Origin of the sequence: Micromonospora sp. WMMD710 (assembly GCF_029626045.1) — a bacterium.
GTDB lineage: Bacteria > Actinomycetota > Actinomycetes > Mycobacteriales > Micromonosporaceae > Micromonospora.
This window is the reverse complement of record NZ_JARUBD010000001.1, coordinates 6,645,740-6,670,979: the sequence shown is the minus strand read 5'-3', so window position 1 is coordinate 6,670,979 and position 25,240 is coordinate 6,645,740. Positions and strand designations below refer to the sequence as shown.

The window sequence follows — 25,240 nt, the reverse complement described above, 5'->3', positions numbered from 1 at the left end:
TCGGAGTGTCCGCGCCGACGTACGGGACGCCCCCGGCAGGTCGAGCCTGCCGGGGGCGTTCCGCACTGTCGTCCGACTACTCGGTCGGCTCCGACGGGGGCAGCGGCGAGGTGCGGCTACGGGGCAGCCGCAGCACCTCGAACTGGTCCGTACCGTCCACCAGCGCGCCCGACGGCGCGGGGCGCGCCGCCGCGGACGGTGAACCCTCGCCCGACGCCTGCGCCTGTGCGGGCGCACCGGCCGGCACCGCCACCTGGTTCGGGCCGTCCTGCTCGGCGGCCGCCGGGCCGGTCGGCTCGGAAGCCGCCGGCTCGCCGGAGCGCCGACGCCGACGCCGCTCGCGCAACGACTCCTTGGTGTGCTCCACCATCGTGTACAGCGTCGGCACCAGGATCAACGTGAGCAGCGTCGAGCTGAGCAGGCCGCCGATCACCACGACCGCCAGCGGCTGCGAGATGAACCCGCCCTCGCCGGTCAACCCGAGCGCCATCGGCAGCAGCGCGAAGATCGTCGCCACCGCGGTCATCAGGATCGGGCGCAGCCGGCGCCGGCCACCCTCGACCACCGCCTCCCGGACCCCCATGCCCTGGGCACGGTACTGGTTGATCAGGTCGAGCAGCACGATCGCGTTCGTCACCACGATGCCGACCAGCATCAGCACACCGATCAGCGCGGGCACGCCCAGCGGCGTCCCGGTGATCAGCAGCAGGCCGATCGCGCCGGTCGCCGCGAACGGGATGGAGATCAGCAGGATCAGCGCCTGGGTGAGGCTCCGGAACGTGGCCACCATGATCAGGAATACGATCGCGATGGCGGCCAGCACGGCCAGGCCCAGGTCACCGAAGGCGTCCGCTTGGTCGGCGCTGACCCCACCGATGGTGAAGCTCGCCCCCGGCACGTCGATGCCGTCCAGACGCTTCTGCAACTCCTGGCTGGTCGCGCCCAGGTTCGAGCCGGTCGCCGCGCCGGTCACCGACACGCTGCGCTCACCGTCGATGCGGGTGACCTGCTGCGGGCCCTCGCCCTGGGTGACGTCCGCGATGTCGTCCAGCTTCACCGGACCCACCGGCAGGGCGCGCAGTTCCTGCACCGACACCGGCGGCTGCGCGCCCAGCCGTAGCACCACGTTCTGCTGGCGGCCGTCGAGTGTCACCTGGCCCAGCGGCGCCCCGCGGAACGCCTGCGACACGAGCTGACCCACCGTGGCCTCGGTGAGGCCGACCCGGCCGGCGGCGACCCGGTCCACGGTCACGTCGACCCTCGGCACCCGGTCGGCGAGGCTGGTGGTGACATCCTCGACGTCCGGCACCCCGGCCATCGCCGTCCGGGCCGCCTCGGTGGCGCGGGTCAGCACCTCCGGGTCGCTGGCCTGCACGATCACCTCAAGCTGGCTGGTCGAGGCGTCCTGCCCGCCACCGAAGCTGACCTCACCCACGCCGGTGCCGAGCTTGTCGAACTCCTTGCGCAGCTGCTCGCGCATCTGCTTGGCGTCGGTGTCCCCGTCCAGGGCCAGCGACCAGCTCGCGACGTTGTTGCCGCCGCCGCCCGCCCACGGGGTGTCCCCGCCGCCGGCGGTCACCTGGTACGTCTCGACCCCGTCGACCCGCCCGAGCACCGCCTCGACCTGCTTGGCGGCGGCGTCGGTGGCGGCCAGGCCACTGCCGGCCGGCAGCTCCTGGCGGAAGCTCAGCGTGTCCTGACCGGAGTCGTCCAGGAAGTTCGTCTCCAGCTTCTGGGCCAACCCGAAGGTGCCGAAGAGCACCAGCAGCCCGAGCCCGACCGTGATCCAGCGGGTGGACCGCTTGCGGGTGGCGAACCCGATCACCGGCAGGTACGACCGCTGCAACGGGCTGCGCAGCTCCTTCTCCTCCGCGCCGCGCCGCACCGCCTCGTCGTCCGGGGTGCCGCCACGCGGCTTGAGGAACCAGTACGCCAGCACCGGGATCACGGTCAGCGACACCAGCAGCGACGCGAGCAGCGCCACCGTCACGGTGATCGCGAACGGCGCGAAGAGCTGCCCGACGAACCCGCCGACCAGCGCGATCGGCGCGAACACCGCCACCGTGGTGAGGGTGGACGCGGTCACCGCGCCGGCCACCTCACGGACGCCGGTGATGATCGCCTGCCGCTTCTCCTCGCCGTACTCCAGGTGTCGTTTGATGTTCTCCAACACCACGATCGAGTCGTCCACCACCCGGCCGACCGCGATGGTGAGCGCGCCGAGGGTCAGCAGGTTGAGCGAGTAGTCGCCGATCCACAGGGCGATCAGCGCCACCAGCACCGACAGCGGGATGGACACCGCGGTGACCACCGTCGAGCGGATCGACAGCAGGAACACCAGGATCACGATGACGGCCATCAGCAGGCCCAGCAGACCCTCGGTGGTCAGCGACTCGATCGACTTCTCGACGAACGGCGCCTGGTCGAACACCACGGTCAGCTCGGCGCCGGACGCGTTCTTCAGCTCCGCCAGCCGGTCCCGGATCTCGTGCGAGATCTCCACCGCGTTGCCGTCCGGCGCCGCGGTGATCGCGATGCCGAGGCTGTCCTTGCCGTTGGTCCGGGTGATCGCGGTGGCCGGGGCGAGCGCCTGCTCGACGGTCGCCACGTCACCGAGGCGGACCGGGGCCGCGCCCGGGGCGACGACGATGCCGCGCAGGTCGTCCAGCGTGGCGACGGGCGTACCGACCTGCACCGGAAGGGCAAGGTTGCCGTCGGTCACCGCGCCGGCCGGCACCGACACGCCATTGGTCTTCAGCGCGGCGCCGATCGCGGTCGGCTGGAGCTTCGCCGCACCCAGCTTGGCCAGGTCGGGGGTGACCACGACGATGTCGTCGCGGGTACCGGTCACCTCGACCGTGCGGACCCCCTCGATGCCCTCCAGCTCCGGCACCACCGTCGCACGCAGCTTCTCGGCGAGCGCCCGCTCGTCGGCGGCACCGGCCGCGGCCAGCACCACCGCCGGCAGGTCGTCGGTGCTGCCCGCGATGACCTGCGGGTCGACGCTCTCCGGCAGTTGGGCGTCGATCCGGCTCAACGCGGTCTGCATCTTGTTGACCACGTCGTCCAGGTCGGTGCCGAACTCGTACTCCACCTGGACGGTGGCCGAGCCCTCACGGGACGTGGAGGTGACCTTGTCCAACCCGGGAATGCCCTGGAGCGCGTTCTCGATCGGCTCGGTCACCTGCGACTCGACGATCTCGGGTCCGGCGCCGGGATAGGCGGCCACGATGAACGCGGCCGGGAACTCGAGCGACGGCAGCAGTTGCTGCTTCAGCGACGGCACGGCGAACGCTCCGAACGCCGTGGTCACCACCGCGATGAGGGCGACCAGCCCTCGGTTGGCGAGGCTGAATCTGGCGAGCAGCGACATCGGCCTGGCTCACTCCTGAAAGAGAATGCGGGCGGGGATACCCGAAAGTGTGCCGGACTCGATCACCGGAACACCCGCCGCCCCCAGGGCCGTCCCACCGCCGCCGGTCGACGGCCGGTCACGACCCCGCCCGCACCGGCGGGCGGCACCGCTCTCAGGCCAGGTCGAGGGCCCGGGCGGCGGCCATCGGGTCGTTCGCGATGGTCAGCGGGGCGGGTGCCGTGGAGATGGCCCACTCCGGGTCCTTCAGACCGTGGCCGGTCACCGTGCAGACCACCGTCGAGCCGGGCGGCACCGCGCCCGCCGCGGCCTGTTGGAGCAGGCCGGCCACGCTGGCCGCGCTGCCCAACTCGACGAAGACCCCCACCTCGCGGGCGAGCAGTCGGTACGCGGTGAGGATCTCCCGGTCGGTCACCGCGGCGATCAGGCCGCCGGAGGCGTCCCGCGCGTCGAGCGCCTTGGTCCAGCTCGCCGGGTTGCCGATCCGGATGGCGGTGGCGATGGTCGACGGCTCCGGCACGACCTGACCGGTCACGATCGGGGCCGCGCCGGCGGCCTGGAAGCCGTACATCTTCGGGGCGCGGGTGGTGGCGCCGGCGGCGCGCTCCTCCGCGTACCCCATCCAGTAGGCGGAGATGTTGCCGGCGTTACCGACCGGCAGGCAGTGGATGTCGGGCGCGTCCCCGAGCGCCTCGACGATCTCGAAGGCCGCCGTCTTCTGGCCGTGCAGCCGGTCGATGTTGACCGAGTTGACCAGTGCCACCGGGTGATCCTGGGCGAGCTTGGCGGCGAGCGACAGGCAGTCGTCGAAGTTGCCGCTCACCTGGAGCAGCTTCGCGCCGTGCACCAGCGCCTGGGCCAGCTTGCCCAACGCGATCTTGCCCTGCGGCACCAGCACCGCGCAGGTCAGCCCGGCCCGCGCCGCGTACGCGGCGGCGGACGCGCTGGTGTTACCGGTGGACGCGCAGATGATCGCCTTGTTGCCGGCCTCGACCGCCTTGGACACCGCGAGGGTCATCCCCCGGTCCTTGAAGGAGCCGGTCGGGTTGGCACCCTCCACCTTGAGGTGCACGTCGCAGCCGATCCGGGCGGAAAGCACGGGCGCCGGCAGCAGCGGAGTGTTGCCCTCGTGCAGCGTGACGACCGGCGTGGCCGCGGTGACCGGCAGCCGATCCCGGTACGCCTCGATCAGACCCCGCCACATGTCGCTCTCCTCGCCTCTACCGCCACGCCGACCTGAGCACCAGGCCACCCTGGACCACCCTGCCGGAGCGATCGACGGCACACCCCGGCTTACCCACCTGGCGGGACGCGCGAGCACTCCCGTCGATGGTGCAACGACTCAGGCGTCGCCCTCGACCCGCAGCACACTGGTCACCGACCGGACAATGTCCAGACCGCGCAGCTCACCGACGGTCGCGGCGAGCGCGGCGTCCGGTGCCACGTGGGTGACGATGACCAACTCGGCGTCGCCGTCGCGGCCGGGCGACCCACCCGCCGAACCCTGCCGCACGGTCGCGATCGACACGTCGTGCCGGGCGAACACGCCCGCCACCGCGGCCAGCACACCCGGACGGTCGGCCACGTCGAGGCTCACGTGGTAGCGGGTCAGCGCCTCGCCCATCGGCCGGACCGCCAGGTCCGCGTACGCGCTCTCGCTGGCCGCGCGCACCCCGGCGAGCCGGTTACGGGACACCGCGACCACGTCGCCGAGCACGGCGCTGGCGGTCGGCGCGCCACCCGCGCCCCGGCCGTAGAACATCAGCTGCCCGGCCGCGTCGGCCTCGACGAAGACCGCGTTGAACGCGTCACCGACGCTGGCCAGCGGGTGGCTGCGCGGGATCATCGCCGGGTGCACCCGGACGCTGACCGTCTCCCGGCCGGTCGGGTCGACGCCCCGAGCCGCGATGCACAGCAGCTTGATCGTGCAACCCATCGCCCGGGCGCTGGCCACGTCCGCGGCGGTCACCTCGGTGATGCCCTCCCGGTGTACGTCGGCGGCGCCGACCCGGGTGTGGAACGCCAGCGAGGCGAGGATCGCCGCCTTCGCCGCCGCGTCGAAGCCCTCCACGTCGGCCGTCGGGTCGGCCTCCGCGTACCCCAGCTCGGTGGCCTCGTCGAGGGCCTCGGCGAAGCCGGCGCCGGTGGCGTCCATCGCGGAGAGGATGAAGTTGGTGGTGCCGTTGACGATGCCGGTGACCCGGGTGATCCGGTCGCCGTGCAGCGACTCGCGCAGCGGGCGCAGCAGCGGGATGGCCCCGGCCACGGACGCCTCGTAGTAGAGGTCGCCGCCGCCCTCGGCCGCCGCGTCGTGCAGCGCCGCGCCGTCCTCGGCGAGCAGCGCCTTGTTGGCGGTGACCACGCTCTTGCCGGCGCGCAGCGCCTCGACCAGCCAACCCCGGGCCGGCTCGATGCCACCGACCACCTCGATCACCACGTCCACGTCGTCGCGCTTGATCAGGCCGAGCGCGTCGGTGGTGAACAGGTCGTCGTCGACCGGCAGGTCACCGCGGTCACGCCCGAGCCGGCGGACGGCGATGCCGGCGATCTCCAGCGGAGCGCCGATGCGGGCGGCCAGGTCCGTCGACTGCTCGTGCAGCAGCCGCACCACCTCCTGGCCGACCGTGCCGCAGCCGAGCAGTGCCAAGCGCACAGGTGACGTCATCCAACATCCAATGCGAGCAGGTCGTCTTCGGTTTCCCGCCGGACGATCAGACGCGCCTGGCCGTCACGCACCGCGATCACCGGTGGCCGGGGCACGTGGTTGTAGTTGCTGGCCATGCTCCGGCAGTACGCGCCGGTGCCGGGCACTGCGACAAGATCTCCGGGCTGCACGTCGGCGGGCAGGAATTCATCCTTCACCACGATGTCCCCGGACTCACAGTGCTTTCCCACCACGCGGGCGAGCAACGGCTGCGCGGCCGACGCCCGGGAGGCCAGCGTCGCCGAGTACGACGCGTCGTACAGCGCGGTGCGGATGTTGTCGCTCATCCCGCCGTCCACACTGACGTACGTGCGGATGCCGTCGAGATCCTTGACCGTGCCGACCTCGTAGAGGGTGAACACGGCCGGCCCGACGATGGCCCGACCCGGTTCGATCGACAGGTGCGGTACGGCCAGGTTCTCCGCCGCGCACTCCGAGTCGACGATCTTGCGCAGCCGCTTGGCCAGGTCCTGCGGGGTCGCCGGGTCGTCCTGGGTGGTGTACGCGATGCCGAACCCGCCGCCCAAGTCCAGCTCGGGAAGCTCCACGCCGCGGGCGTCGCGGATCTGCGCCTGCAGGGCCAGCACCCGGCGGGCCGAGACCTCGAACCCGCTGGCGTCGAAGATCTGCGAGCCGATGTGCGAGTGCAGACCCCGCAGCTCCAGAACGTCCTCGTCGAGGATCTTGAACGCCGCGGCGGCGGCCGCCCCACCGGCCAGCGAGAAGCCGAACTTCTGGTCCTCATGGGCGGTGGCGATGAACTCGTGGGTGTGCGCCTCGACGCCGACGGTGACCCGGACCAGCACGCGGGGCCGGACCCCACGCTCGCGGGCCAGCGCGGTGAGCCGGTCGATCTCGGTGAACGAGTCGACGATGATCCGCCCCACCCCGGCGTCCAGCGCCCGGGTCAGCTCACGGATCGACTTGTTGTTGCCGTGGAAGCCGATCCGCTCCGGCGGCATCCCCGCGGACAACGCGGTGGCCAGCTCGCCTCCGCTGCACACGTCCAGGTGCAGCCCCTCCTCGGCGATCATGCGGACCACCGCCCGGCAGAGGAACGCCTTGCCGGCGTAGAAGACGTCCTCGGTCGGGAACGCCGCCCGGAAGTCCCGGCAACGCGACCGCAGGTCGGCCTCGTCGAGGACGTACACCGGGGTGCCGAACTCGGCCGCGATGTCGCGGACGCTCAGGCCCGCGACGGCGAGCGCGCCGTCGGTGCCGCGCGTCACGCTGCGCGGCCACAGCGCCGGCACGAGGGAGTTGACGTCCTCGGGGGTACGCAGCCAGGCCGGCCCCTGGTTGCTGATGTCCGCGTGCAGCGCACCGGCCTCGTGAGCCCTCATGTCACATCCTCTCGGGTGCGGAGACGCCGAGCAGGTGCAGACCGTTGGCGATCACCGTACGGGTGGCGTTGTTGAGCCACAGCCGGGCGCGGTGCAGGTCGGTGACCTCCTCGTCGCCCAACGGCAGCACCCGGCAGTTGTCGTAGAACCGGTGGTAGGACGCCGCGACGCTCTCCTCCAGGTAGCGGGCCACCCGGTGCGGCTCCCGCAGCTCAGCGGCCGTGGCCACCACCGCCGGGAACTCGGCGAGCGCCTTGAGCAGCTCGTTCTCCTTCTCGTGGTCGAGCAGCTCGGGGCGGAACGCGTCGGCGTCTCCCGGCACCAGCCCCACCTCGGCGGCGTTGCGGGCCACACCCGCCGTACGGGCGGCCACGTACTGCACGTAGTAGACCGGGTTGTCGCGGGTCGCCCGGGTCCACAACTCGATGTCGATGTCGATCGGCGAGTCGCTGGAGTAGCGGGCCAGCGCGTACCGCGAGGCGTCCACGCCGATCGCGTCGACCAGGTCCTCCAGCGTGATCACGGTGCCGGCCCGCTTGCTCATCCGCATCGGGGCGCCGTCGCGCACGAGGTTGACCAGCTGCCCGATGAGGATCTCCAGGTTGCGCTCCGGGTCGTCGCCGAAGCAGGCGGCCATCGCCTTCATCCGGCCGATGTAGCCGTGGTGGTCGGCGCCCAGCATGATCACGACCCGCTCGAAGCCGCGCTCCCGCTTGTCCAGGTAGTACGCGCAGTCCGCGGCGAAGTACGTCCACTCGCCGTTGGACTTGCGCAACACCCGGTCCTTGTCGTCGCCGAAGTCGGTGGTGCGCAGCCAGGTGGCGCCCTCGGACTCGTAGAGGTGCCCCTGCTCGCGCAACCGGGCCAGGGCGAGGTCCAACTCACCCCGGTCGTGCAGATCCTTCTCGTTGAAGTAGGTGTCGAACTCCACCCCGAAGTCCCGCAGCGAGGAGCGGATCTCGTCGAACATCAGCGCGACACCCTCGACCCGGAACACCTCCTGGGCCGCGGCGTCGTCCAGGGTCAGCACCTCCGGCCGACGGGCCTGCACCTCGGCGGCGATCTCGGCGATGTACGCCCCGCCGTAGCCGTCCTCCGGCGCCGGCTCACCCTTCGCGGCGGCGAGCAGCGACCGGGCGAACCGGTCGATCTGCGAACCGGCGTCGTTGAAGTAGTACTCCGTGCCGACGTCGGCGCCGGTGGCCCGCAGCAGCCGGCTCAACGCGTCGCCGACGGCCGCCCAGCGGACCCCGCCGATGTGCACCGGCCCGGTCGGGTTGGCCGAGACGAACTCCAGGTTGATCTTCTCGCCGGCCAGCCGGTCACTGCGGCCGTACTCCGCGCCGGCCTCGACGATCACCCGGGCGAGCTGGCCGGCGGCGGCCGCGTCGAGCCGGATGTTCAGGAAGCCCGGCCCGGCGATCTCGACCGATTTGACCCCCGGTGCCCGACCCAGCTCGTCGGCCAGGGCGGTCGCCAGCTCCCGCGGCGGAACGCCCACCTTCTTGCTCAACTGCAGCGCGAGCGTGGAGGCGTAGTCGCCGTGCTCGGGGTTGCGCGGCCGCTCCACCACCGTGCGCTCCGGCAGCGCGGCGCGGTCCAGCCCACGCTGGGTGAAGACGGCGTGGGCGGCGGCAAGGACGACCGAGGCGAGTTCTGCAGGAGTCACCCGGCCATGTTATCGGGGGTAGACTCGGGCACTCGGCGGCTACCCTGCGCGTCATCCGGCCCGCCACTCCCCCTAACCGACCGACTTGACGAGGCACGATGAGCATCAGCACCCCGGGTGGCCCTGAACGCCGCCCGACCGTGGTCAGCACCGGCAAGAAGCCGGCCGCGGGCCGGCCGGCGTCCGGCGCCAAGGCCGGTTCCGGCAAGCCGACGGGCACGCCCCGGGCGGGTGGCAAGGGCCCCCGCAAGCCGGTCACCCCGGTCAAGGTGAGCCAGGGCCGGGCCTGGGGCCCGATCGCGCTCTTCGTCGCCGTCGGCGTGCTCGCGGCCGGCATCATCGGCTACGGCGCCTGGGCGTCGTTCCAGGGCTCCAAGCCGTGGGACAAGAAGGCCAACTCCATCGACGGCATCGTCAACATCCGCAAGTCCGACCCGGAGAGCCTGAAGTACGAGGCGCACAAGTCTGGCCCGCTAACCTACAAGTACTCGCCGCCGGTGGGCGGCGTGCACAACGCCACTTGGCAGAACTGCATGGGCGACGTCTACGACGCCCCGATCGCCAGCGAGCACGCGGTGCACAGCCTGGAGCACGGCGCGGTGTGGATCACCTACCGCCCCGACCTGCCGAAGGACCAGGTCGACAAGCTCGCCGGCAAGGTGCGCGGCGTCGAAAAGATGCTGATGAGCCCATACGAGGGCCTGGACAAGCCGATCTCGCTGCAGGCGTGGGGCTACCAGCTCAAGGTCGACAACGCCGACGACAAGCGGATCGACGACTTCATCAAGGACCTGCGGGTGAACGCTTCCGTCGAGGGTCCGACGGCGCTCTGCAACACGGGTATCACCGCCACCGGCACCACGCCGCGTGAGCTCCAGCAGCAGCCCACCCAGTAAGGACACGGCGATGACTGCCCCCGCCACCACCGACAGCGAGCACGACGAGGTCCCATCCGCCCTGGATGAGGGCGACCGGGCCCCGGCTCGGCGCTACGGTGTGCTCGCGCTGGCCGCCCTGCTGGTGGTGGGGCTGCTTCTCGGGTACGCCGGAGGTCTGCTCACCCCTCGGCTCACCCTGCCCGGTGACAACTCGGTCGAGGCCGGCTTCGCCCGGGACATGACGACACATCACGCCCAGGCGGTGGAGATGAGCCTGATCGCGTACCGGTCGGCCACGCTGCCCGAGGTCCGCCAGATCGCCGTCGACATCGCCACCGGCCAGCAGGGCGAGATCGGCGCCATGCAGACCTGGCTGCGCGAATGGGGGCTGAGCCCGACCGGCTCGAAGCCGCCGATGTCATGGATGTCCGACGGTGCCACCGTCAAGGACGGGCTGATGCCAGGGATGGCCACGCCGCAGCAGATGGCCGCCCTGCGCGACGCCAAGGGCATCGAGGTCGACCGCCAGTTCCTGACCCTGATGTACGCCCACCACCTGGGCGGCATCCACATGATCGACGCGGCGCTCGGGGAGACCGACAACGCGGAGGTCGTACGGGTGGCGGAGACCATGAAGGCCACCCAGCAATCCGAACTGAACAACCTGCGGCAGCTCCAGGCGCAGGCCAAGGGCTGATCCCCCGCACGGGCCACACCGGGCCCGCGTCACCGCCGCACACCGGCGGGGCGCGGGCCCGCGTCCTGCCCGGGGCGCGGGCCGCGGCCCCGCGTCCTGCCCGAGTGCCCGGGCCCGATGATCGACTCGGGTTCCTGGAAGCCGGGGTGTCCGGGCGTCGACACCCCGTTTCCAGGAACCCGAGTCGATCAGCATGCATATCCGCAGGCCCCAGCCCCGTACGCCGCGCAGATGCCCCTTGTGGGCGTTTTGCGAGGGACAGGCGATTACGTTGCTTAGAGAGTTTTCTCCCCACATATCGTGACCAGTTGCGATTCGGGCTCGTTGCCCAAGACGTGGGGGTTGCACTCAGAGACGCACGGCGTTCGGTCACCAGTTGGTGCCGGCGCCACACCATCGGCGGTGACGGGGCGGTGGCAGCCGTCCGTCGCGGACAGCGGCAGGGCGAGCCGGGATTGCTCAGCCGCGAACAGGAACTTGAACTGATCGACGTGCTGCGGGGCGTCCACCCCGACGAGTTCGGCCTGGACGAGGAGTTGTGGACGCGGCAGAGCCTCACCACGCTCATCCAGCGCCGCTTCGACCTGCCGCTGGACTCCGGCGCGGTCGGGGCGTACCTGCGGGCCTGGGGGTTGGGTCCGCGCGAGCCGCGCGAGCGCGCCTGCGGGCTCTGCGTCAGCGCGGTCGAGCGCTGGGTACGCAGCGAATACCCGGCGATCACCCGCGCCGCCCAGGAGCACCTCGCCGAGGTCTACTGGATCGGCCGGGTACGCCTGCGCGGCACCATGCCGGCGGCCGACGTGATCTCCGCCGTCTCGTCCCGGGGCCGGGTGCGGTTCATGATCACCACGCCGACGGTCGACCCGCCGCTCCCCCGCGACTTCGTGCTGCGGCTCAGCGGCACGGAGGAGCGCACCGTGCACCTGATCGTGGACGGCTCCTGGCCGCGCAACGAGTGGCCGCGCCGGCTCCCGCGACGGATCGTCCTACACCCGCTGCCGAGCTGCGGCCGAGTGATCGCCGCCGCCTGATCAACCGTCCGGACCATGGCCGCCGGCCACCGGCCAACTCCCGCGCCAGCCGGACCCGCACGACGGCGGCCGGTCAGGATCCGCGTAGGAACAGGGAAAGCGCCGCGACGGGGCAGCACCTTCCCGGCCCTGTGCGGATCTTGAGATCGCGATCCGCACAGGTCCTGCGACACGATCGGGGCACCGATACCGATTCGGTGTTCCTGGAGGAGGTTTGCTAGTCTTCTCCAGTCGCTGAGCCCCCGTAGCTCAGGGGATAGAGCACCGCCCTCCGGAGGCGGGGGCGCAGGTTCGAATCCTGCCGGGGGCACCAGAGATCAGCAGCACGGTAAGGCCCTTGACCGGGTGACTTTCGGTCAGGGGCCTTTTCTCTGCGCCCGGAGCCTCGGCGGTCCGATGGCGGATGTCCAGGTCGAGGCGGCGCGGTCACTCCGACCGCCCCGGATCTGTTAACAACCCTTGATATTAAACTTCACGAACGTCAATATGTGGAGGTCGCGGGTCGTCGAAGCCTGGGGAGTGAGCATGAGAAGCCGTCGGATTTTCGCAGTGGTGGCCGGGGCGGCGATGACCGTCGCGGCCGCCGTCGCCTTCGTGCCGAGCAGCATGGCCGCCGTGTCCTCGGCCGACGTCGCACCGATGGTCGCCTGCACCGCGCCGGGCTGGGCCGAGGGCAACACCTACCAGGCGGGTGCCCAGGTCACCTACAGCGACCGGCTCTACCAGGCTCTGGTCACCCACACCGCGTACCCCGGCACCGGCTGGAACCCGGCCGCGACCCCGTCGCTGTGGCGTGACCTGGGTGCGTGCTCGGGCGGCACCCCGCCACCGACCACCCCACCACCTCCCACCACGCCGCCTCCCACCACGCCGCCACCGACCACCCCACCACCCACCACGCCGCCACCGACGGGTGGCACCTGCGCGGTGAAGTCGCGGCCCGCCGGCAAGGTGCTGCAGGGCTACTGGGAGAACTGGGACGGCGCCTCCAACGGTGTGCACCCCGGCCTCGGCTGGATCCCGATCACCGACAGCCGGCTCAGCCAGCACGGCTACAACGTGATCAACGCGGCCTTCCCGGTGATCCGCGCGGACGGCACGGTGCTTTGGGAGAACGGCATGGACGCCGGCGTGAAGGTCGCCACCCCGGCCGAGATGTGCCAGGCCAAGGCGGCCGGCGCGACCATCCTGATGTCGATCGGCGGAGCCGCCGCGGGCATCGACCTGAGTTCCAGCGCGGTCGCCGACCGGTTCATCGCGACGATCGTGCCGATCCTGACGGCCTACCACTTCGACGGCATCGACATCGACATCGAGACCGGGCTGACGGGTAGCGGCAACATCAACACCCTGTCCACGTCGCAGGCCAACCTGATCCGGATCATCGACGGAGTGCTGGCCCGGATGCCGTCGAACTTCGGACTGACCATGGCACCGGAGACGGCCTACGTCACCGGCGGCAGCGTGGTCTACGGCTCGATCTGGGGCTCGTACCTGCCGATCATCAAGAAGTACGTGGACAACGGCCGGCTCTGGTGGCTGAACATGCAGTACTACAACGGCAGCATGTACGGCTGCGCGGGCGACTCGTACCCCGCTGGCACCGTGCAGGGCTTCACGGTGCAGACGCAGTGCCTGAACAACGGCCTGACCATCCAGGGCACCACGATCCGCGTGCCGTACGACAAGCAGGTTCCGGGCCTGCCCGCGCAGACCGGCGCGGGTGGCGGTTACCTGTCGACGTCGCTGGTCACCCAGGCGTGGAACAGCGTGCCCGGCCTCAAGGGCCTGATGACCTGGTCGGCGAACTGGGACGGGTCGAAGGGCTGGACGTTCGGCGACAACGCGAAGCGTCTGCAGGGACGCTGAGCGGGGGGCAGGCGCCGGGCGTACCGTCAGCCGGCTTCCCGGCGGGCGCGGGCCCGGCGCTTGCCCTCGTGCATGGCCTGCACCCGGGCGACCGGGATGGTCCGGCCCTCGGCGACCAGGTCGGCGGGGAGCGGCTGCGGGGCCGGCATCGCGGCGGCCCACGGGTCGGTGTCGGCCACCAGCGACGGCACCGTCCGGATGGTGAAGTCGGCCGGGGTGACCTCGGTCAGGTCGGCCCAGTCGACCGGGAAGGAGACCGGCATCCCGGGGCGTAGTCGTGGGCTGTAGGTGGCCGCCACGGTCGCGCCGCCGGCCCGGGTGGCGTCCACGAACACCCGGCCGCCCCGGTCCTCCTTGATGTACGCGGTGGTGGCCAACGCGGGGTCGATCCGCTCGGCACGAGCGGCGAGCGCCCGGGTGGCGGCGGCCAGTTCCTCGGCGGTGGGGTCGCCCGCCACCGGGACGAAGACGTGCACGCCCTTGGCCCCGCTGGTCTTCACCGCCCCGGCCAGGCCGGCGCCGGCGAGGGCCTGGCGGACGAGCAGCGCGGCGGCGACGGCCGCGGCGAATCCGTCGCCCTCCGGCGGGTCGAGGTCGAGCACCAGGTGGGTCGGGCGGTGCAGGTCGGCGACGGTGGCCAGCGTCGGGTGGTACTCCACCGCCCGCTGGTTGGCGAACCAGAGCAGGGTGCGCCGGTCGTCGCAGAGGGCGTACGAGATCTCGCGGTGGGACGCCTCGGCCCAGACCGGCGCCCGGCGTACCCAGTCGGGTGTGTACCGGGGAAGGTTCTTCTGCATGAAGGGCGGTTGGCCCGGGCGGACCCGGATCACCGACAGCGGCCGGTCCCGCAGCTGGGGCAGGAGCCGGTCGCCGACCGCGTCCAGGTAGTCGACCAGGTCGCGCTTGGTCGCGTCGGTGATGTCGGACAGGGGCTGGTCCAGGTTGGTCAGGGCCATCCCGTCGCGGGTCTCGTCAGCCTCGCTCACCCGATCACCCTCCCGGCCTCGGCGTCGTCGGTCAACCGGACGCGGCGCTTCGACACGGACCGGTTCGGCTGGCCGCCGTCGCCGGCCGGCGCATCGGCGTCGGGCAGCAGGCCGGCCGGGCGCCGGGGCAGCGTGGTCAGGGCTGTCAGCAACGCGGCGAGCACCAGGACGGCGGCCACGGCGAACGCGACCCGGTAGCCGGCGGCCAGCGCCTCGGACTGGGCGGACCCGCCGGCCCGCAGGACGTCGGCGCGGGCGGCGGCGAGGGTGGCCAGCGCGGCCAGTCCGACCGCCCCGCCGACCTGCTGGGTGGTGTTGGCCAGCCCGGACGCGAGCCCGGCGTCGGCGTCGGTCGCGCCGACCATGGCCAGCGTGGTGACCGCCGGCAGCGTCAGGCCGCCGGCCACGCCGAAGATCACCATCGCGGGGAGCACGTCGGCGAGGTAGCCGCCGTCGGCGGGCAGCCGGGCGAGCAGCAGGAAGCCGACGATCGCCAGAGCGAGCCCGGCCAGCAGCACGGTCCGGGCGCCCCACCGGGCGATCAGCCGACCCGCCAGGCCGAGCGACACCACCGCGATCACCACCGGGGTGGGCAGGAACGCCCAGCCGGTGGCCGCCGCGTCCAGCCCGAGCACCAGTTGCAGCTCCACGGCGAGCAGGAACTGGAAGCCGAAGTACGCGGCCACCATGAGGAACTGCACGGCGTTGGCCGCGACCAGACCCGGGACGCGCAGCACCCGGCCCGGCAGCAGCGGCGTGGCCGCCACCCGCTGGCGTACGGCGAAGCCGCCGAGCAGCAGCGCGGCGAGTGCCGCCGCGGAGAGGGTCCGCGGGCTGGTCCAACCGTGCTCGCCGGTCCCGACGATGCCCAGCACGGCGGCCATCAGGCCGGCGGTGGCGAGCAGCGCGCCGGGCACGTCCAGGCCGGCGCGCAGGCCGATCCCCCGTTCGGCGGGCAGTCGACGGATCGCGGCCAGCAGGATGACCGCCCCGATCGGCAGGTTCACCAGGAAGATCGACCGCCAGCCGGCCGAGTCGGTGAGCACCCCGCCGGCCACCGTGCCGATCGACGCGCCGGCCGCTCCGGTGAAGCTGAACACGGCGATGGCGCGGGCCCGCTCGGCCGGTTCGGGATAGAGCCGGACGATCATGCCGAGGCTGACCGCCATGGCCAGCGCGCCGCCGACGCCCTGGCCGAAGCGCGCGCCGACCAGCTGCGCCGGCCCGGTGGCCGCCGCGCAGGCCAGCGAGGCCAGGGTGAACAGGGCGACGCCGGCCAGGAAGACCCGGCGCCGGCCGAGCAGGTCGCCGAGGCGTCCGGCGAGCAGCAGCAGCCCGCCGAACGCGACCAGGTAGGCGTTGACCACCCAGGCCAGGCCGGCGCCGGTGAAGCCCAGGTCGCGTTGGACGGCGGGCAGCGCCACCGAGACGACGCTGCCGTCCAGGATGATCATCAGGCTGCCGGCGCAGAGCACGAGCAGGGCCGGCCAGCGGGCCGGGACGGTACGGTCCATCACATGCCTCCTTGGTGCACGCTTTGTTACTGACGTCATCGTCTGTGACCATGAGCCGGAGCGGAAGGAGGCACTGTGATGTCCCAGAGGAACAGCGATGTGTCCGCGCAGGTCGAGGCGGAGTTCACCTGCGCGGCCGGGACCGTGCCGTTCACCCCCGGGCAGGCTCGGGCGTGCACCGTCCGCGAGGTGCTCGACCGGGTCGGCGGCAAGTGGAGCATCGGCATCCTGGTGGCCGCGTCGAACGGCCCGGTGCGCTTCACCGAGCTGGAGCGGCACATCGAGGGCATCAGTCGCCGGATGCTCACGCTGACGCTGCGCAACCTGGAGCGTGACGGCCTGCTGCACCGCACGGTCTACCCGACCGTCCCGCCGAAGGTGGAGTACACGGCCACGCCGATGGCACTGGAGCTGTACGAGTCGCTGGTGGCGCTGACCAGCTGGGCCGAGCGGCACCGCCGGACCATCGCCGCGGCGCGGACCAGGTACGACGCCGAGCACGCGGGCTGAGCCAGGCCGCGTTGTGGCGAACGCCACCACGTTCGTCTGACCGATCGGTCAGGCTCTGACCGATCGGTCAGGCATGCTGGTCTGCGGAGGTGGACCAGTGATGGCCAGAGCGGTGTCCGAGACGCACGGCGAGATCCTCGCCGCGGCGGCCCGACGGTTCGCGGTGACCGGCTACCGGGGCACCTCGTTGCAGGACATCGCGGGCGAGGTCGGCTGCTCCAAGGCCACTGTGCTCTACCACTTCGCCAACAAGGAGGCCCTGCTCGCCGAGCTGATGGCTCCGGCGATCGGGGTGCTGCGCGACCTCGACGACCAGCTCACCGGCCTGACCGGCACGGCCGCCCAGGAGGTCGCGGCGCAGGGCTTCGTCGACCTCGCGGTCCGGTTCCGGCGGGAGATCGCGGTCCTCCGCGGCGAGTTCCCCGAGCTGCTGTGCCAGCCGGCCTTCGCGCACATCCAGCAGATCTCCGACCGGCTGCGCGACGCGTTGGCCGGCCACTCCGACCGGCCGGCCGCCCGGATCGCCGCGCTGGTGCTCCTCGCCGGCATCTCCGAGGCGTGCGCCGAGTTCGTCGACATCCCCGACGACGAGTTGCGCCCCGCCCTGCTCACCCTCGTCCGGCGGGCCGTCGAACCCGTCGACGCACCCCTGCCCCAACCACCCACGACCGAGGACAAGGACTCCTGATGGCCACCCTGCTCTACCGGCTCGGCCGGGGCGCGTTGCGCCGGCGACGGCTCGTCGTCGCGCTCTGGCTCGTCGTACTCGTTGGCGCCGGCATCGCCGCGGCGACCCTGCGCGGCCCGACGGCGAGCAACTTCACCATGCCGGGCACCGAGAGCCAGCGTGCGCTCGACCTGCTGGCGGAGCAGTTCCCCGCGGCCAGTGGCGCCACCGGCACCATCGCGGTCAAGGCGCCGGCGGACGGCCAGCTGGCCAGCCCCGAGGGCCAGGCCGTGGTGCGGGGGCTCGTCCAGCAGGCGTCGACGCTGCCCGGCGTGGTCGGCGCCGTCGACCCGTTCCAGGTCGGCGCGGTCTCGCCCAACGGGCGGTACGCGCTGGTCCAGGTCCAGTTCGCCACCGGCGCGGACGAGGTCACCGACGACCAGAAGGCCGCGTACGAGAAGGTCGGCTCGTCGGTCGAGGCGCAGGGCTGGCAGGTCGCCCCGGGCGGTGAGGTGCTGGGCGGTGAGCCCGAGGTGGGCTCCACCGAGGCGCTCGGCGTCCTGGTCGCCGCGATCGTCCTGATCATCACCTTCGGGTCGCTGGTGGCCGCCGGGATGACCATGCTCAACGCGCTGATCGGCGTGGGCGCCGGCATGGCCGGCCTGTTCGCGCTCAGCGGTGTCGTCCAACTGACCAGCACCGCGCCGATCCTGGCACTGATGCTCGGCCTCGCCGTCGGCATCGACTACTCGCTGTTCATCACCTCCCGGCACCGGCAGAACCTGCTCGACGGCCTGCCGCCGGAGGAGGCGGTCGGCCGGGCGGTCGGTACCGCCGGCTCCGCCGTGGTCTTCGCCGGCGCGACCGTGGTCATCGCGCTGGCCGGACTGGCCGTGGTGGACATCCCGTTCCTCACCGTGATGGGTCTCGCGGCGGCCGGCACGGTCACCGTCGCCGTCCTCGTCGCCATCACCCTCCAGCCGGCGCTGCTCGGCTTCGCCGGCCGTCGGGTGCTCCCCCGCCGGCTGCGCGCGCTCCCCACCGACGGCACGATCGCCGCCGACGCCCCGTCGGGCGACCGAGCGGACGTCGGCACCGCACCGGCCGAGGACAAGTCCGGGTTCGGCTTCCGCTGGGCCCGGTTCGTGACCCGGTTCCGCGTACCCGTCATCCTGGTCGGCCTGCTCGGCCTGGGCCTGCTCGCGCTGCCCACGCCGGACATGCGGCTGGCCCTGCCGGACGCCTCGACGGCCGCCGTCGGCTCGCCGGCCCGGGTGTCGAGTGATCTGATCACCGAGGGCTTCGGTCCGGGCTTCACCGGCCGGCTCGCGGTGGTCGTCGCCGGTGATACGCCGCAGGCCACGTCGGCCGCCGTACCGCAGGTCACCGCCCTGCTCCAGCGCACCGAGAACGTCCTGGCGGTGGCACCGCCGCAGCTCAGCCCGGACGGCCGCACCGCGCTGCTCGGGGTGGTGCCGAAGACCGGCCCGACCGACGAGGCGACCGAGACCCTGGTGCACGACGTCCGCGACTCGGTGGGCGGGATCCGGAACGCCGACGTGCTGCTCACCGGTGCCACGGCGATCGGCATCGACGTCTCCGAGAAGCTCTCCGACGCCCTGCCGGTCTATCTGCTGCTCGTCGTCGGGCTCTCCGTGCTGCTGCTGATGCTGGTGTTCCGTTCCCTGCTGGTGCCGGTCAAGGCCGCGCTGGGCTTCCTGCTCACCGTCGCCGCCACGTTCGGCATCACGGTGGCGGTCTTCCAGCAGGGCCACCTCGCCGACCTGGTCGGCCTGGACACGCCCAGCCCGCTGATCAGCTTCCTGCCCATCCTGCTCATCGGCATCCTGTTCGGCCTCGCGATGGACTACGAGGTGTTCCTGGTGTCCCGGATGCGGGAGGACTTCGTCCACGGTGAGACCGCCCAGCAGGCCACCATCAGCGGCATGGGGCACGGCGCCCGGGTGGTCACCGCCGCCGCGCTGATCATGATGTCGGTCTTCGGGGGCTTCGTCTTCCTGGAGGACCCGGTGATCAAGTCGATGGGCTTCGCGCTCGCCGTCGGCGTGGCCATCGACGCCTTCGTGGTCCGGATGACGATCGTCCCCGCGGTGATGTCCCTGCTCGGCTCGCGCGCCTGGTGGCTGCCGAACTGGCTGTCCCGCGCCCTGCCGAACGTCGACATCGAAGGCGAAGGCCTCCGCACCCATCTGCAGGACCGCACCCCAACCCGGGTCTAACCCCTCGCCCTCCGCGGTCGATCATGGAGTTATGGTGCCTGTTGTACCCCGATCCGGGGCCTTCGTCCAGCACCATAACTCCATGATCGACACGGGTCGGGCCGCTCAGACTCCGGCCGGGTACGTCTCCATCTCGCCGGGGACCGCCGGGACCTGCAGCGGGTGCAGGGCCGTCGTCTCGTCGCACCAGATGAAGGCGTCGTAGCGTTCGCCGAGGCGGGTGGGCACGTAGTTGCCCCAGGACTCGAACGACGGGTCGTAGACCACCCCGATCGCCCGGTGGTCCGCCGTCCCGGTGACCCACTCCGGCTGATCGTCGCCACCGAAGACCAGCACCGCCCGCTCCGGCATCAACTCGTGCAGCCTGCGTTCCACCGAGCCCTCCCGGGCCGGCGGCACCACCATCGCCTCGGACGGGGAGCCCCATCGGGGAGCGGCGATCACCGTGCCCCGGTAGCTGCCGAATCCGACCAGTGTCACCGCGTCGTCGCCGTACCGTTCCCGGGCCAACTGACCAATGTTGATCATCCCGTCCGCGGCCATGTCGGTGGCCCGCGCGTCCCCGACGTGCGTGTTGTGCGCCCAGACGATCCCGCGGGCGTCCGGGCCGTAGCGGTCCAGCAGCCGGTCCAGCGTGTCCTGCATGTGGGTGTCCCGGATGTTCCACGAATCGGGCCCACCGGCAATCATCGCCCGGTAGTACCGCTCCGCGCCGGCCACCACCTCCGCGTTCTGCCAGGCCGAGAACCGGTCCGGGCCGTCCGACATGGCCTGTTCCCGGGTACGGGCCAACAGCCGGACGACCTCCTCCTCGCAGCGGGCCGACACGAACCGGCTGGCCGCGCCGTACTCCTCGACGCGTTTGCCGTACGGCTCGAAGCACCGGTACGCGTCCTGCGCCGCCTCCAGCGAGGTCGGATCCTCCTCGCCCAGATAGTCGAAGATCGCCTGCATCGACTCCCAGAGGCTGTACACGTCGAGACCGTGGAACCCGGCTCGTTGACCGTCCGGCCGCTCCAGGTTCCACGCCCGCAGCCAGCGGCAGAACCGGGCCACCTCGGCGTTCGCCCACATCCAGGTCGGCCACCGCTCGAAGTGCTCCAACGCCGTCTGCGGATCGAGGGCACCGCCCGGCGCGCCGGTGACCGAGCGGTGCACCCGGTCGCAGTCCGGCCAGTCGCCCTCCACCGCCACGAACGAGAAGCCGCACTCCGCGATGAGCCGGCGGGTGAGCTGCTCGCGCAACCGGTAGTAGTCGTAACTGCCGTGCGTCGACTCGCCGATCATCACCACCCGGGCGTCCCGGGCGCGCTCCAGCAACGGGTCGAAGTCGCTCGGCGCGCCGAGCCGCTGAACCAGCATGCCAGCGGCTACCCGGCGGCCGCTCCGACAAACCGTCGGCGCGCCGCCCGCCGGCACGCCGGACCGGTGTACGGGGTGCGGCGAGCGGGTAGCCGATCGGCATGACGGTCACCGGGGTGCAGTTGCAGGAGTACCTGGCCGGGCTCGACTACCCGGTCTCCCGTGAAGACCTGGTCCGCTGGGGTCAGGAGAACGGGGCCAGCACAGCCATGTTGCAGATGTTGCAGGCGTTGCCGGCGGAGCAGTTCGACTCACCGGACGAGCTGAACGCCGCGCTGACCACCCTCGCCTGACGGGCCGGTTCACCGCGCGTGCAGCAGCCGGAACAGCACCAACCACTGTTCCGGCCAGACGTACCCCACCGGGGTGTCCGCCGCGATCCGCGTCGCCCGCAGGGCGGCCGCGACCCGGGCCGGCGGGTGGTGCCGGCGCAGGCTCGCGGCGAGGGAACCGCCGACGCCCTCGAAACCCCACCCCACGAGCCTTTGGTACGCCGGCAGCGCCGCCGCCGACAGCAGCGGCTCCGGTCGCCGCTCGATGCGCAGGATCCCGGCGTCGACCGCCGGCACCGGCCGGAATGCGGTACGCGGCACCCGCCCCGCCAGCCGCCACTCGACCTCCGGCCAGGTCTGCACGGTGAGCCGGGTCCACCGGCCGTAGTCGCCGCTGCGCCGACGGGCGTACTCCAGCTGGGTGAGCAGGGTCGCCGAGCGCAACCGGGGTGCGGCCAGGCACCAGCGCACCACGGCGGCGGTCAGCGACCACGGGATGTTGCCGACCACCGCGAACGGCTCCGGAGGCGGCTCCGCGGCGAGGAAGTCGGCCTGCCGATGCTCGACGTTGGGCAGGCCCGCGCAGACGGCGGCCAGCTCCCGGTTGGCGGCCGGGTCCACCTCGTACGCCGTCAGTCGCCCACCGCGGGCGGCGAGCGGCCGGGTCAGCTGGCCACGGCCGGCGCCGACCTCCAGCAGGAGCCCGGCCGGGTCGGGGTCGGCGACACGGACCAGCCGTGCCACGGCGGCCCGGTCGGTGAGGAAGTTCTGGCTGAGTACGCGACGGGACCGGTCGCGTTCGGTCGGTCGGAGGTTGCGGGGCGCCACGGGTCGTCGTCCTGTCTGTCGCCGCTCGGCGACGGGCTGGACAGGCAGCCGGAAGTGCCGGGCCTGTCCGAGTGGATCGGGACTCGGACGGCCCTGGACGATGGCGCGGGTACGCGAGACGACGAGGCGACAGCCTCGTGCCGTTGCAGGCGATCAGCGATGGTGGGGCGACGCCCCAACGTCACCGCGAAGGTGAACCGATCAGCGGCGGAATGCGTCCCAGCCGGCCAGGGCCGGACGCCGGACTCGCGGACGGGACACCAGCAGGGCACCCCAGGCGGCCGGCGCACCGACCCCCTCGATCAGGGCATGCGTGAACATGCCCCCCCACCCTACCGACCCCCAAACCCCCACCCCACCCATTTCCCCACCCACCCCGCACTGCCCCGGCCCGGTCTGCCCCGGCCCGGTCTGCCTCGGTGATCAAGAGGTGTGCGTCATGCGGCACGGCGTGTCGTGACGCAAACCTCTTGATCATCACGGTGGGTGGGGTGGGGGTTGGGGGTTACGGGAGGGGGACGGTTCGGGATTCGGTGCGGGCGGTTTCGGCGGCGGCGATGATGGTGACCACCTCGCGGCCGAAGCGGACGTCGCAGCGGTGGTCGCGGGTGCCGGCGCGTACCTGCTCGACGAGCTGGTCGATCGCGACACCGAACGCCGTGGCCGCGTCGTTCTCGCCGTACGGGACGGTCTCGATGCCGTTCTCGCCGTAGAACACGAACTCGCGGGTCATCGACTCCTGCGGCGCGTCCAGGGAGAGTGAGGCGGCGCTGGTGGCACCGCCCTCGTGGGTGAGCAGCAGGTGGACCATGCCGCTCGGTCCGTCCATCGCCGCCACCCGGGTCACCCGCCCCAGCACCGGCAGCAGGATGGAGAGCGCGTGCGGGGCGATGTCCCAGAGCGCGCCGTGCTCCCGACGCCACAACGAACCGCCGTACGGGCTGCCGTCCTGAAAGATCGACGCGAAGGCGGTGGTCCGCCCGTGCTGCCAACCCCCGGCGGCGGAGGTGGCGGCGAGGAACGCGGTGACGTTCGGCTGGAACCGCTGCGTGAAGAAGACCACCGAGGCGACCCCGGACGCCTCGGCGGCGGCGACCACCCGGTCGGCGTCGGCGACGCTGAGCGCCAGCGGCTTGTCCAGCAGCAGGTGCCGGCCTGCGGACGCGGCCCGCACGGCGATGTCGGCCTGGATGTCCGGCGGCAGCGCCACGGCCACCGCCGCACACTGCTCGATCAGCGCGTCGACGTCGGCGTACGCGGGCACCCCGTACCGCTCGGCCAGCGCGGAGGCCCGCTCCGGGTTGCGCCCCCACACGCCGACCAGTTCCGCGTCCGGGTGGGCGTGCAACGCCTTCCCGTGCGTCTCGATCGCCCAGTGACCGGTGCCGAACAAACCGAACCGCAGCACGTGTACCTCCGCTTTTTCGCCGCACCGCGGCAACGCCACGGACGTGATCCACGCTAGTCGCCCCGCTGGTCACACCGGCGGCGGGTCGCCAACCTCGCATGATCGCGCTCGAACCTGGATCGAGTGCCCTCGTCCACGCATCGAAGGCCCTGTTTCCTGGATCGAGCACGATCTTGAGGCGGGACACCGCGCGGCGCGGGGCGCGCGGGCACGGCGCGGGCGAGGCAGCGTGACCCGGTTACTACAGCGGTTAGTAGGCTGTGCCGGTGACCGAGGCAACGACCGGGTGGGTCCGGTGACCAGCGTGGGCACCGATTCACCGGTGGACGGGATCGTCGCGACCGTGCCGATCGTGCTGTCGCTGCTCGTGGCGGTGTGGGCGCTGGTGGCGGCGGTACGCCATCGGCCGCCGGACCGGGTGCAGGTCGTCGGTCTGGCCGTACTGGAAGTGGCGTTGCTCGTGCTGAGCGTCCTGGCGCTGGTCGCGGTGGGCGGCGGGGATCGTCCCGGCGAGCCGGGTGCCTTCTTCGGCTACCTGGTCACGCTGGTCTGCCTGCCGCCGCTGGCCTGGGTGCTGGCCCGGATGGAGCCGACCCGCTGGGGCTCGGCGATCGTGTGCGCGGTCTGCCTGGTGACTCCGGTGGTGGTGGTCCGGTTGCAGCAGACCTGGGAGGTGCTCGGTGGTTGAGGCGGGACCGGCGCGGCGGCGTACGAACTCCGGGCCGGGTCGACTGCTGATCGCCGTCTACCTGCTCTTCGCCATCGCGGCGACGAGTCGGGCGGGCCTGCAGATCGCCACCAAGTTCGACGAGGCGCCGGTGGCGTACCTGCTCTCCGCGCTGGCCGCGCTCATCTACATCGTGGCGGCGGTGGGGCTGGCCCGGGCCGGGCACACCGGCCGGCGGGTGGCCTTGGCCTGCTGTTCGGTGGAGCTGGTCGGCGTGGTCGCGGTCGGCGTCCTGAGCGTGGTCGACCGGGAGCTGTTCCCCGACGAGACGGTCTGGTCGCAGTTCGGCAGCGGGTACGGCTACATTCCGCTGGTGCTGCCGGTGCTCGGCCTGCTCTGGTTGTGGCGCACCCGCCACGACCACGCCTGACCCCTCGGTCAGCCCCGCGGGCCACCGGCGACGTAGATGACCTGACCGGAGACGAAGCCCGCCCCCTCGCTCACCAGGAACGAGATGGTGTGCGCGACGTCCTCCGGCCGGCCCGGTCGGCGTACCGGGATCTCGGCGGCGGCGTGCTTCTGGAGGTCCTCGAAGTCGACCTTCATGCGGGCGGCGGTGGCCGCGGTCATGTCGGTGACGATGAAGCCGGGTGCGACCGCGTTGGCGGTCACCCCGAACGGCCCCAACTCGATGGCGAGCGTCTTGGTGAAGCCCTGTAGGCCGGCCTTGGCGGCGGCGTAGTTCGCCTGACCCCGGTTGCCCAGGGCGGAGGTGCTGGACAGGTTGACGATCCGCCCCCACCTGCGGTCCACCATGTGCTTCTGGGTGGCCTGGCTGAACAGGAACGCGCCGCGCAGGTGCACACCCAGGACGGTGTCCCAGTCCGCGTTGGTCATCTTGAACAGCAGGTTGTCGCGGAGCACACCGGCGTTGTTGACCAGCACGGTGGGCGCGCCCAGGTCGGCGGCGACGCGCTCCACGGCCGCCTCGACCTGCTCCCGGTCGGACACGTCGGCGCCCACACCCAGCGCCCGGCCGCCGGCGGCGGCGATGGCGTCCACCGTCTCCTTGGTGGCGGCTTCCTCGATGTCGACCACGGCGACGGCCATCCCGTCGGCGGCCAGCCGTCGGGCGGTGGCCGCACCGATACCGCGTGCGGCTCCGGTGACGATGGCGACGCGGGGCTCCTCCGACATGATTACCTCCCGGTAACGTGGGATC

The 25,240-nt window shown here is 72.1% G+C and carries 20 protein-coding genes, 1 tRNA gene and 1 pseudogene; 11 read left to right on the top strand and 11 right to left on the bottom strand.

Annotated elements, in window-relative coordinates:
* Positions 1–76: 76 nt before the first annotated feature.
* The 5 genes from O7620_RS31005 to argS all read right to left on the bottom strand — a co-directional run bounded on the left by O7620_RS31005 (position 77) and on the right by argS (position 9,089).
* The gene (locus O7620_RS31005; protein WP_278126701.1) at positions 77–3,373 is read right to left on the bottom strand and encodes an efflux RND transporter permease subunit; all 3,297 of its coding nucleotides are present in this window, start codon (positions 3,371–3,373) and stop codon (positions 77–79) included.
* Between the two features lie 154 nt (positions 3,374–3,527).
* Positions 3,528–4,577, bottom strand: a complete 1,050-nt coding sequence (gene thrC / locus O7620_RS31000; protein WP_151490458.1) for a threonine synthase — start codon at positions 4,575–4,577, stop codon at positions 3,528–3,530.
* 138 nt (positions 4,578–4,715) lie between these two features.
* On the bottom strand, positions 4,716–6,026 hold the full coding sequence (locus O7620_RS30995; RefSeq protein ID WP_192580298.1) for a homoserine dehydrogenase: 1,311 nt from the start codon (positions 6,024–6,026) through the stop codon (positions 4,716–4,718).
* Positions 6,027–6,034: 8 nt separating this feature from the next.
* Positions 6,035–7,420, bottom strand: coding sequence for a diaminopimelate decarboxylase (gene lysA / locus O7620_RS30990; protein WP_278126698.1), 1,386 nt, complete (start codon positions 7,418–7,420; stop codon positions 6,035–6,037).
* 1 nt (position 7,421) lies between these two features.
* Positions 7,422–9,089 carry an arginine--tRNA ligase gene (gene argS, locus O7620_RS30985; RefSeq protein ID WP_278126697.1) on the bottom strand — a complete coding sequence of 556 codons (1,668 nt, stop codon included), beginning with the start codon at positions 9,087–9,089 and terminating at the stop codon, positions 7,422–7,424.
* A gap of 98 nt (positions 9,090–9,187) precedes the next feature.
* Here argS and O7620_RS30980 point away from each other — a divergent pair, with 98 nt between their 5' ends.
* The 5 genes from O7620_RS30980 (at position 9,188) to O7620_RS30960 (ending at position 13,564) form a co-directional block, all read left to right on the top strand.
* Positions 9,188–9,985 carry a DUF3105 domain-containing protein gene (locus O7620_RS30980; RefSeq protein ID WP_278126695.1) on the top strand — a complete coding sequence of 266 codons (798 nt, stop codon included), beginning with the start codon at positions 9,188–9,190 and terminating at the stop codon, positions 9,983–9,985.
* 10 nt (positions 9,986–9,995) lie between these two features.
* Positions 9,996–10,664: a DUF305 domain-containing protein gene (locus O7620_RS30975; protein ID WP_278126693.1), complete on the top strand. Its 669-nt coding sequence runs from the start codon at positions 9,996–9,998 to the stop codon at positions 10,662–10,664.
* A gap of 335 nt (positions 10,665–10,999) precedes the next feature.
* Complete coding sequence (locus O7620_RS30970; protein ID WP_151490464.1) at positions 11,000–11,695, top strand: winged helix-turn-helix domain-containing protein; 696 nt, start codon at positions 11,000–11,002, stop codon at positions 11,693–11,695.
* A gap of 238 nt (positions 11,696–11,933) precedes the next feature.
* Positions 11,934–12,008, top strand: a tRNA-Arg gene (locus tag O7620_RS30965).
* A gap of 212 nt (positions 12,009–12,220) precedes the next feature.
* A complete protein-coding gene (locus O7620_RS30960) occupies positions 12,221–13,564 on the top strand; it encodes a glycosyl hydrolase family 18 protein (protein ID WP_278126690.1) in 1,344 nt (447 codons plus the stop codon).
* 26 nt (positions 13,565–13,590) lie between these two features.
* On the opposite strand, the gene O7620_RS30955 is transcribed toward O7620_RS30960, so the two are convergent.
* Together O7620_RS30955 and O7620_RS30950 are read right to left on the bottom strand one after the other, a co-directional pair.
* Complete coding sequence (locus O7620_RS30955; protein WP_278127227.1) at positions 13,591–14,520, bottom strand: ATP-dependent DNA ligase; 930 nt, start codon at positions 14,518–14,520, stop codon at positions 13,591–13,593.
* A 26-nt stretch (positions 14,521–14,546) separates the two neighbouring features.
* Positions 14,547–16,064, bottom strand: coding sequence for an MFS transporter (locus O7620_RS30950; RefSeq protein WP_278126688.1), 1,518 nt, complete (start codon positions 16,062–16,064; stop codon positions 14,547–14,549).
* A 75-nt stretch (positions 16,065–16,139) separates the two neighbouring features.
* Here O7620_RS30950 and O7620_RS30945 point away from each other — a divergent pair, with 75 nt between their 5' ends.
* From O7620_RS30945 to O7620_RS30935, 3 genes are all read left to right on the top strand, one after another.
* Positions 16,140–16,574 (top strand): helix-turn-helix domain-containing protein, encoded by a 435-nt coding sequence (locus O7620_RS30945; protein WP_225854795.1) that lies wholly within the window; start codon positions 16,140–16,142, stop codon positions 16,572–16,574.
* A gap of 100 nt (positions 16,575–16,674) precedes the next feature.
* Positions 16,675–17,262, top strand: a complete 588-nt coding sequence (locus tag O7620_RS30940) for a TetR/AcrR family transcriptional regulator (protein ID WP_151492738.1) — start codon at positions 16,675–16,677, stop codon at positions 17,260–17,262.
* Entirely contained in the window at positions 17,262–19,481 is a 2,220-nt protein-coding gene (locus O7620_RS30935; RefSeq protein ID WP_278126685.1) for an MMPL family transporter, read from the top strand. The genes O7620_RS30940 and O7620_RS30935 overlap by 1 nt, the downstream gene beginning before the upstream one ends.
* Positions 19,482–19,586: 105 nt before the next feature.
* On the opposite strand, the gene O7620_RS30930 is transcribed toward O7620_RS30935, so the two are convergent.
* Positions 19,587–20,843 (bottom strand): erythromycin esterase family protein, encoded by a 1,257-nt coding sequence (locus O7620_RS30930; RefSeq protein ID WP_278126683.1) that lies wholly within the window; start codon positions 20,841–20,843, stop codon positions 19,587–19,589.
* Positions 20,844–20,944: 101 nt separating this feature from the next.
* On the opposite strand from O7620_RS30930, the gene O7620_RS30925 reads away from it, so the two are divergent.
* Positions 20,945–21,136, top strand: coding sequence for a DUF2795 domain-containing protein (locus tag O7620_RS30925; RefSeq protein ID WP_151492735.1), 192 nt, complete (start codon positions 20,945–20,947; stop codon positions 21,134–21,136).
* A 9-nt stretch (positions 21,137–21,145) separates the two neighbouring features.
* Here the strand turns inward: O7620_RS30925 and erm are convergent, their stop codons facing one another.
* Together erm and O7620_RS30915 are read right to left on the bottom strand one after the other, a co-directional pair.
* On the bottom strand, positions 21,146–21,943 hold the full coding sequence (erm, locus tag O7620_RS30920; protein WP_278126680.1) for an ErmE/ErmH/ErmO/ErmR family 23S rRNA (adenine(2058)-N(6))-methyltransferase: 798 nt from the start codon (positions 21,941–21,943) through the stop codon (positions 21,146–21,148).
* A 505-nt stretch (positions 21,944–22,448) separates the two neighbouring features.
* Positions 22,449–23,351 (bottom strand): Gfo/Idh/MocA family oxidoreductase, encoded by a 903-nt coding sequence (locus O7620_RS30915; protein WP_278126678.1) that lies wholly within the window; start codon positions 23,349–23,351, stop codon positions 22,449–22,451.
* A gap of 260 nt (positions 23,352–23,611) precedes the next feature.
* Between O7620_RS30915 and O7620_RS30910 the strand changes: the two are divergent.
* Together O7620_RS30910 and O7620_RS30905 are read left to right on the top strand one after the other, a co-directional pair.
* A pseudogene (locus O7620_RS30910) lies at positions 23,612–24,039 on the top strand (hypothetical protein).
* The gene (locus O7620_RS30905; RefSeq protein ID WP_151493208.1) at positions 24,032–24,448 is read left to right on the top strand and encodes a hypothetical protein; all 417 of its coding nucleotides are present in this window, start codon (positions 24,032–24,034) and stop codon (positions 24,446–24,448) included. Before O7620_RS30910 ends, O7620_RS30905 begins: the two are co-directional and overlap by 8 nt.
* An 8-nt stretch (positions 24,449–24,456) precedes the next feature.
* Here O7620_RS30905 and fabG read toward each other — a convergent pair whose 3' ends face one another.
* On the bottom strand, positions 24,457–25,215 hold the full coding sequence (gene fabG / locus O7620_RS30900; RefSeq protein WP_151493207.1) for a 3-oxoacyl-ACP reductase FabG: 759 nt from the start codon (positions 25,213–25,215) through the stop codon (positions 24,457–24,459).
* Positions 25,216–25,240: the final 25 nt, after the last annotated feature.

Bases quoted from the DNA above. Each gene is read 5' to 3' on its own strand.
- O7620_RS31005 (WP_278126701.1), bottom strand. From the start codon at position 3,373: ATGTCGCTGCTCGCCAGATTCAGCCTCGCCAACCGAGGGCTGGTCGCC.
- thrC (WP_151490458.1), bottom strand. From the start codon at position 4,577: ATGTGGCGGGGTCTGATCGAGGCGTACCGGGATCGGCTGCCGGTCACC.
- lysA (WP_278126698.1), bottom strand. From the start codon at position 7,420: ATGAGGGCTCACGAGGCCGGTGCGCTGCACGCGGACATCAGCAACCAG.
- O7620_RS30980 (WP_278126695.1), top strand. From the start codon at position 9,188: ATGAGCATCAGCACCCCGGGTGGCCCTGAACGCCGCCCGACCGTGGTC.
- O7620_RS30975 (WP_278126693.1), top strand. From the start codon at position 9,996: ATGACTGCCCCCGCCACCACCGACAGCGAGCACGACGAGGTCCCATCC.
- O7620_RS30960 (WP_278126690.1), top strand. From the start codon at position 12,221: ATGAGAAGCCGTCGGATTTTCGCAGTGGTGGCCGGGGCGGCGATGACC.
- O7620_RS30955 (WP_278127227.1), bottom strand. From the start codon at position 14,520: ATGGCCCTGACCAACCTGGACCAGCCCCTGTCCGACATCACCGACGCG.
- O7620_RS30950 (WP_278126688.1), bottom strand. From the start codon at position 16,064: ATGGACCGTACCGTCCCGGCCCGCTGGCCGGCCCTGCTCGTGCTCTGC.
- O7620_RS30940 (WP_151492738.1), top strand. From the start codon at position 16,675: ATGGCCAGAGCGGTGTCCGAGACGCACGGCGAGATCCTCGCCGCGGCG.
- O7620_RS30935 (WP_278126685.1), top strand. From the start codon at position 17,262: ATGGCCACCCTGCTCTACCGGCTCGGCCGGGGCGCGTTGCGCCGGCGA.
- O7620_RS30930 (WP_278126683.1), bottom strand. From the start codon at position 20,843: ATGCTGGTTCAGCGGCTCGGCGCGCCGAGCGACTTCGACCCGTTGCTG.
- O7620_RS30925 (WP_151492735.1), top strand. From the start codon at position 20,945: ATGACGGTCACCGGGGTGCAGTTGCAGGAGTACCTGGCCGGGCTCGAC.
- fabG (WP_151493207.1), bottom strand. From the start codon at position 25,215: ATGTCGGAGGAGCCCCGCGTCGCCATCGTCACCGGAGCCGCACGCGGT.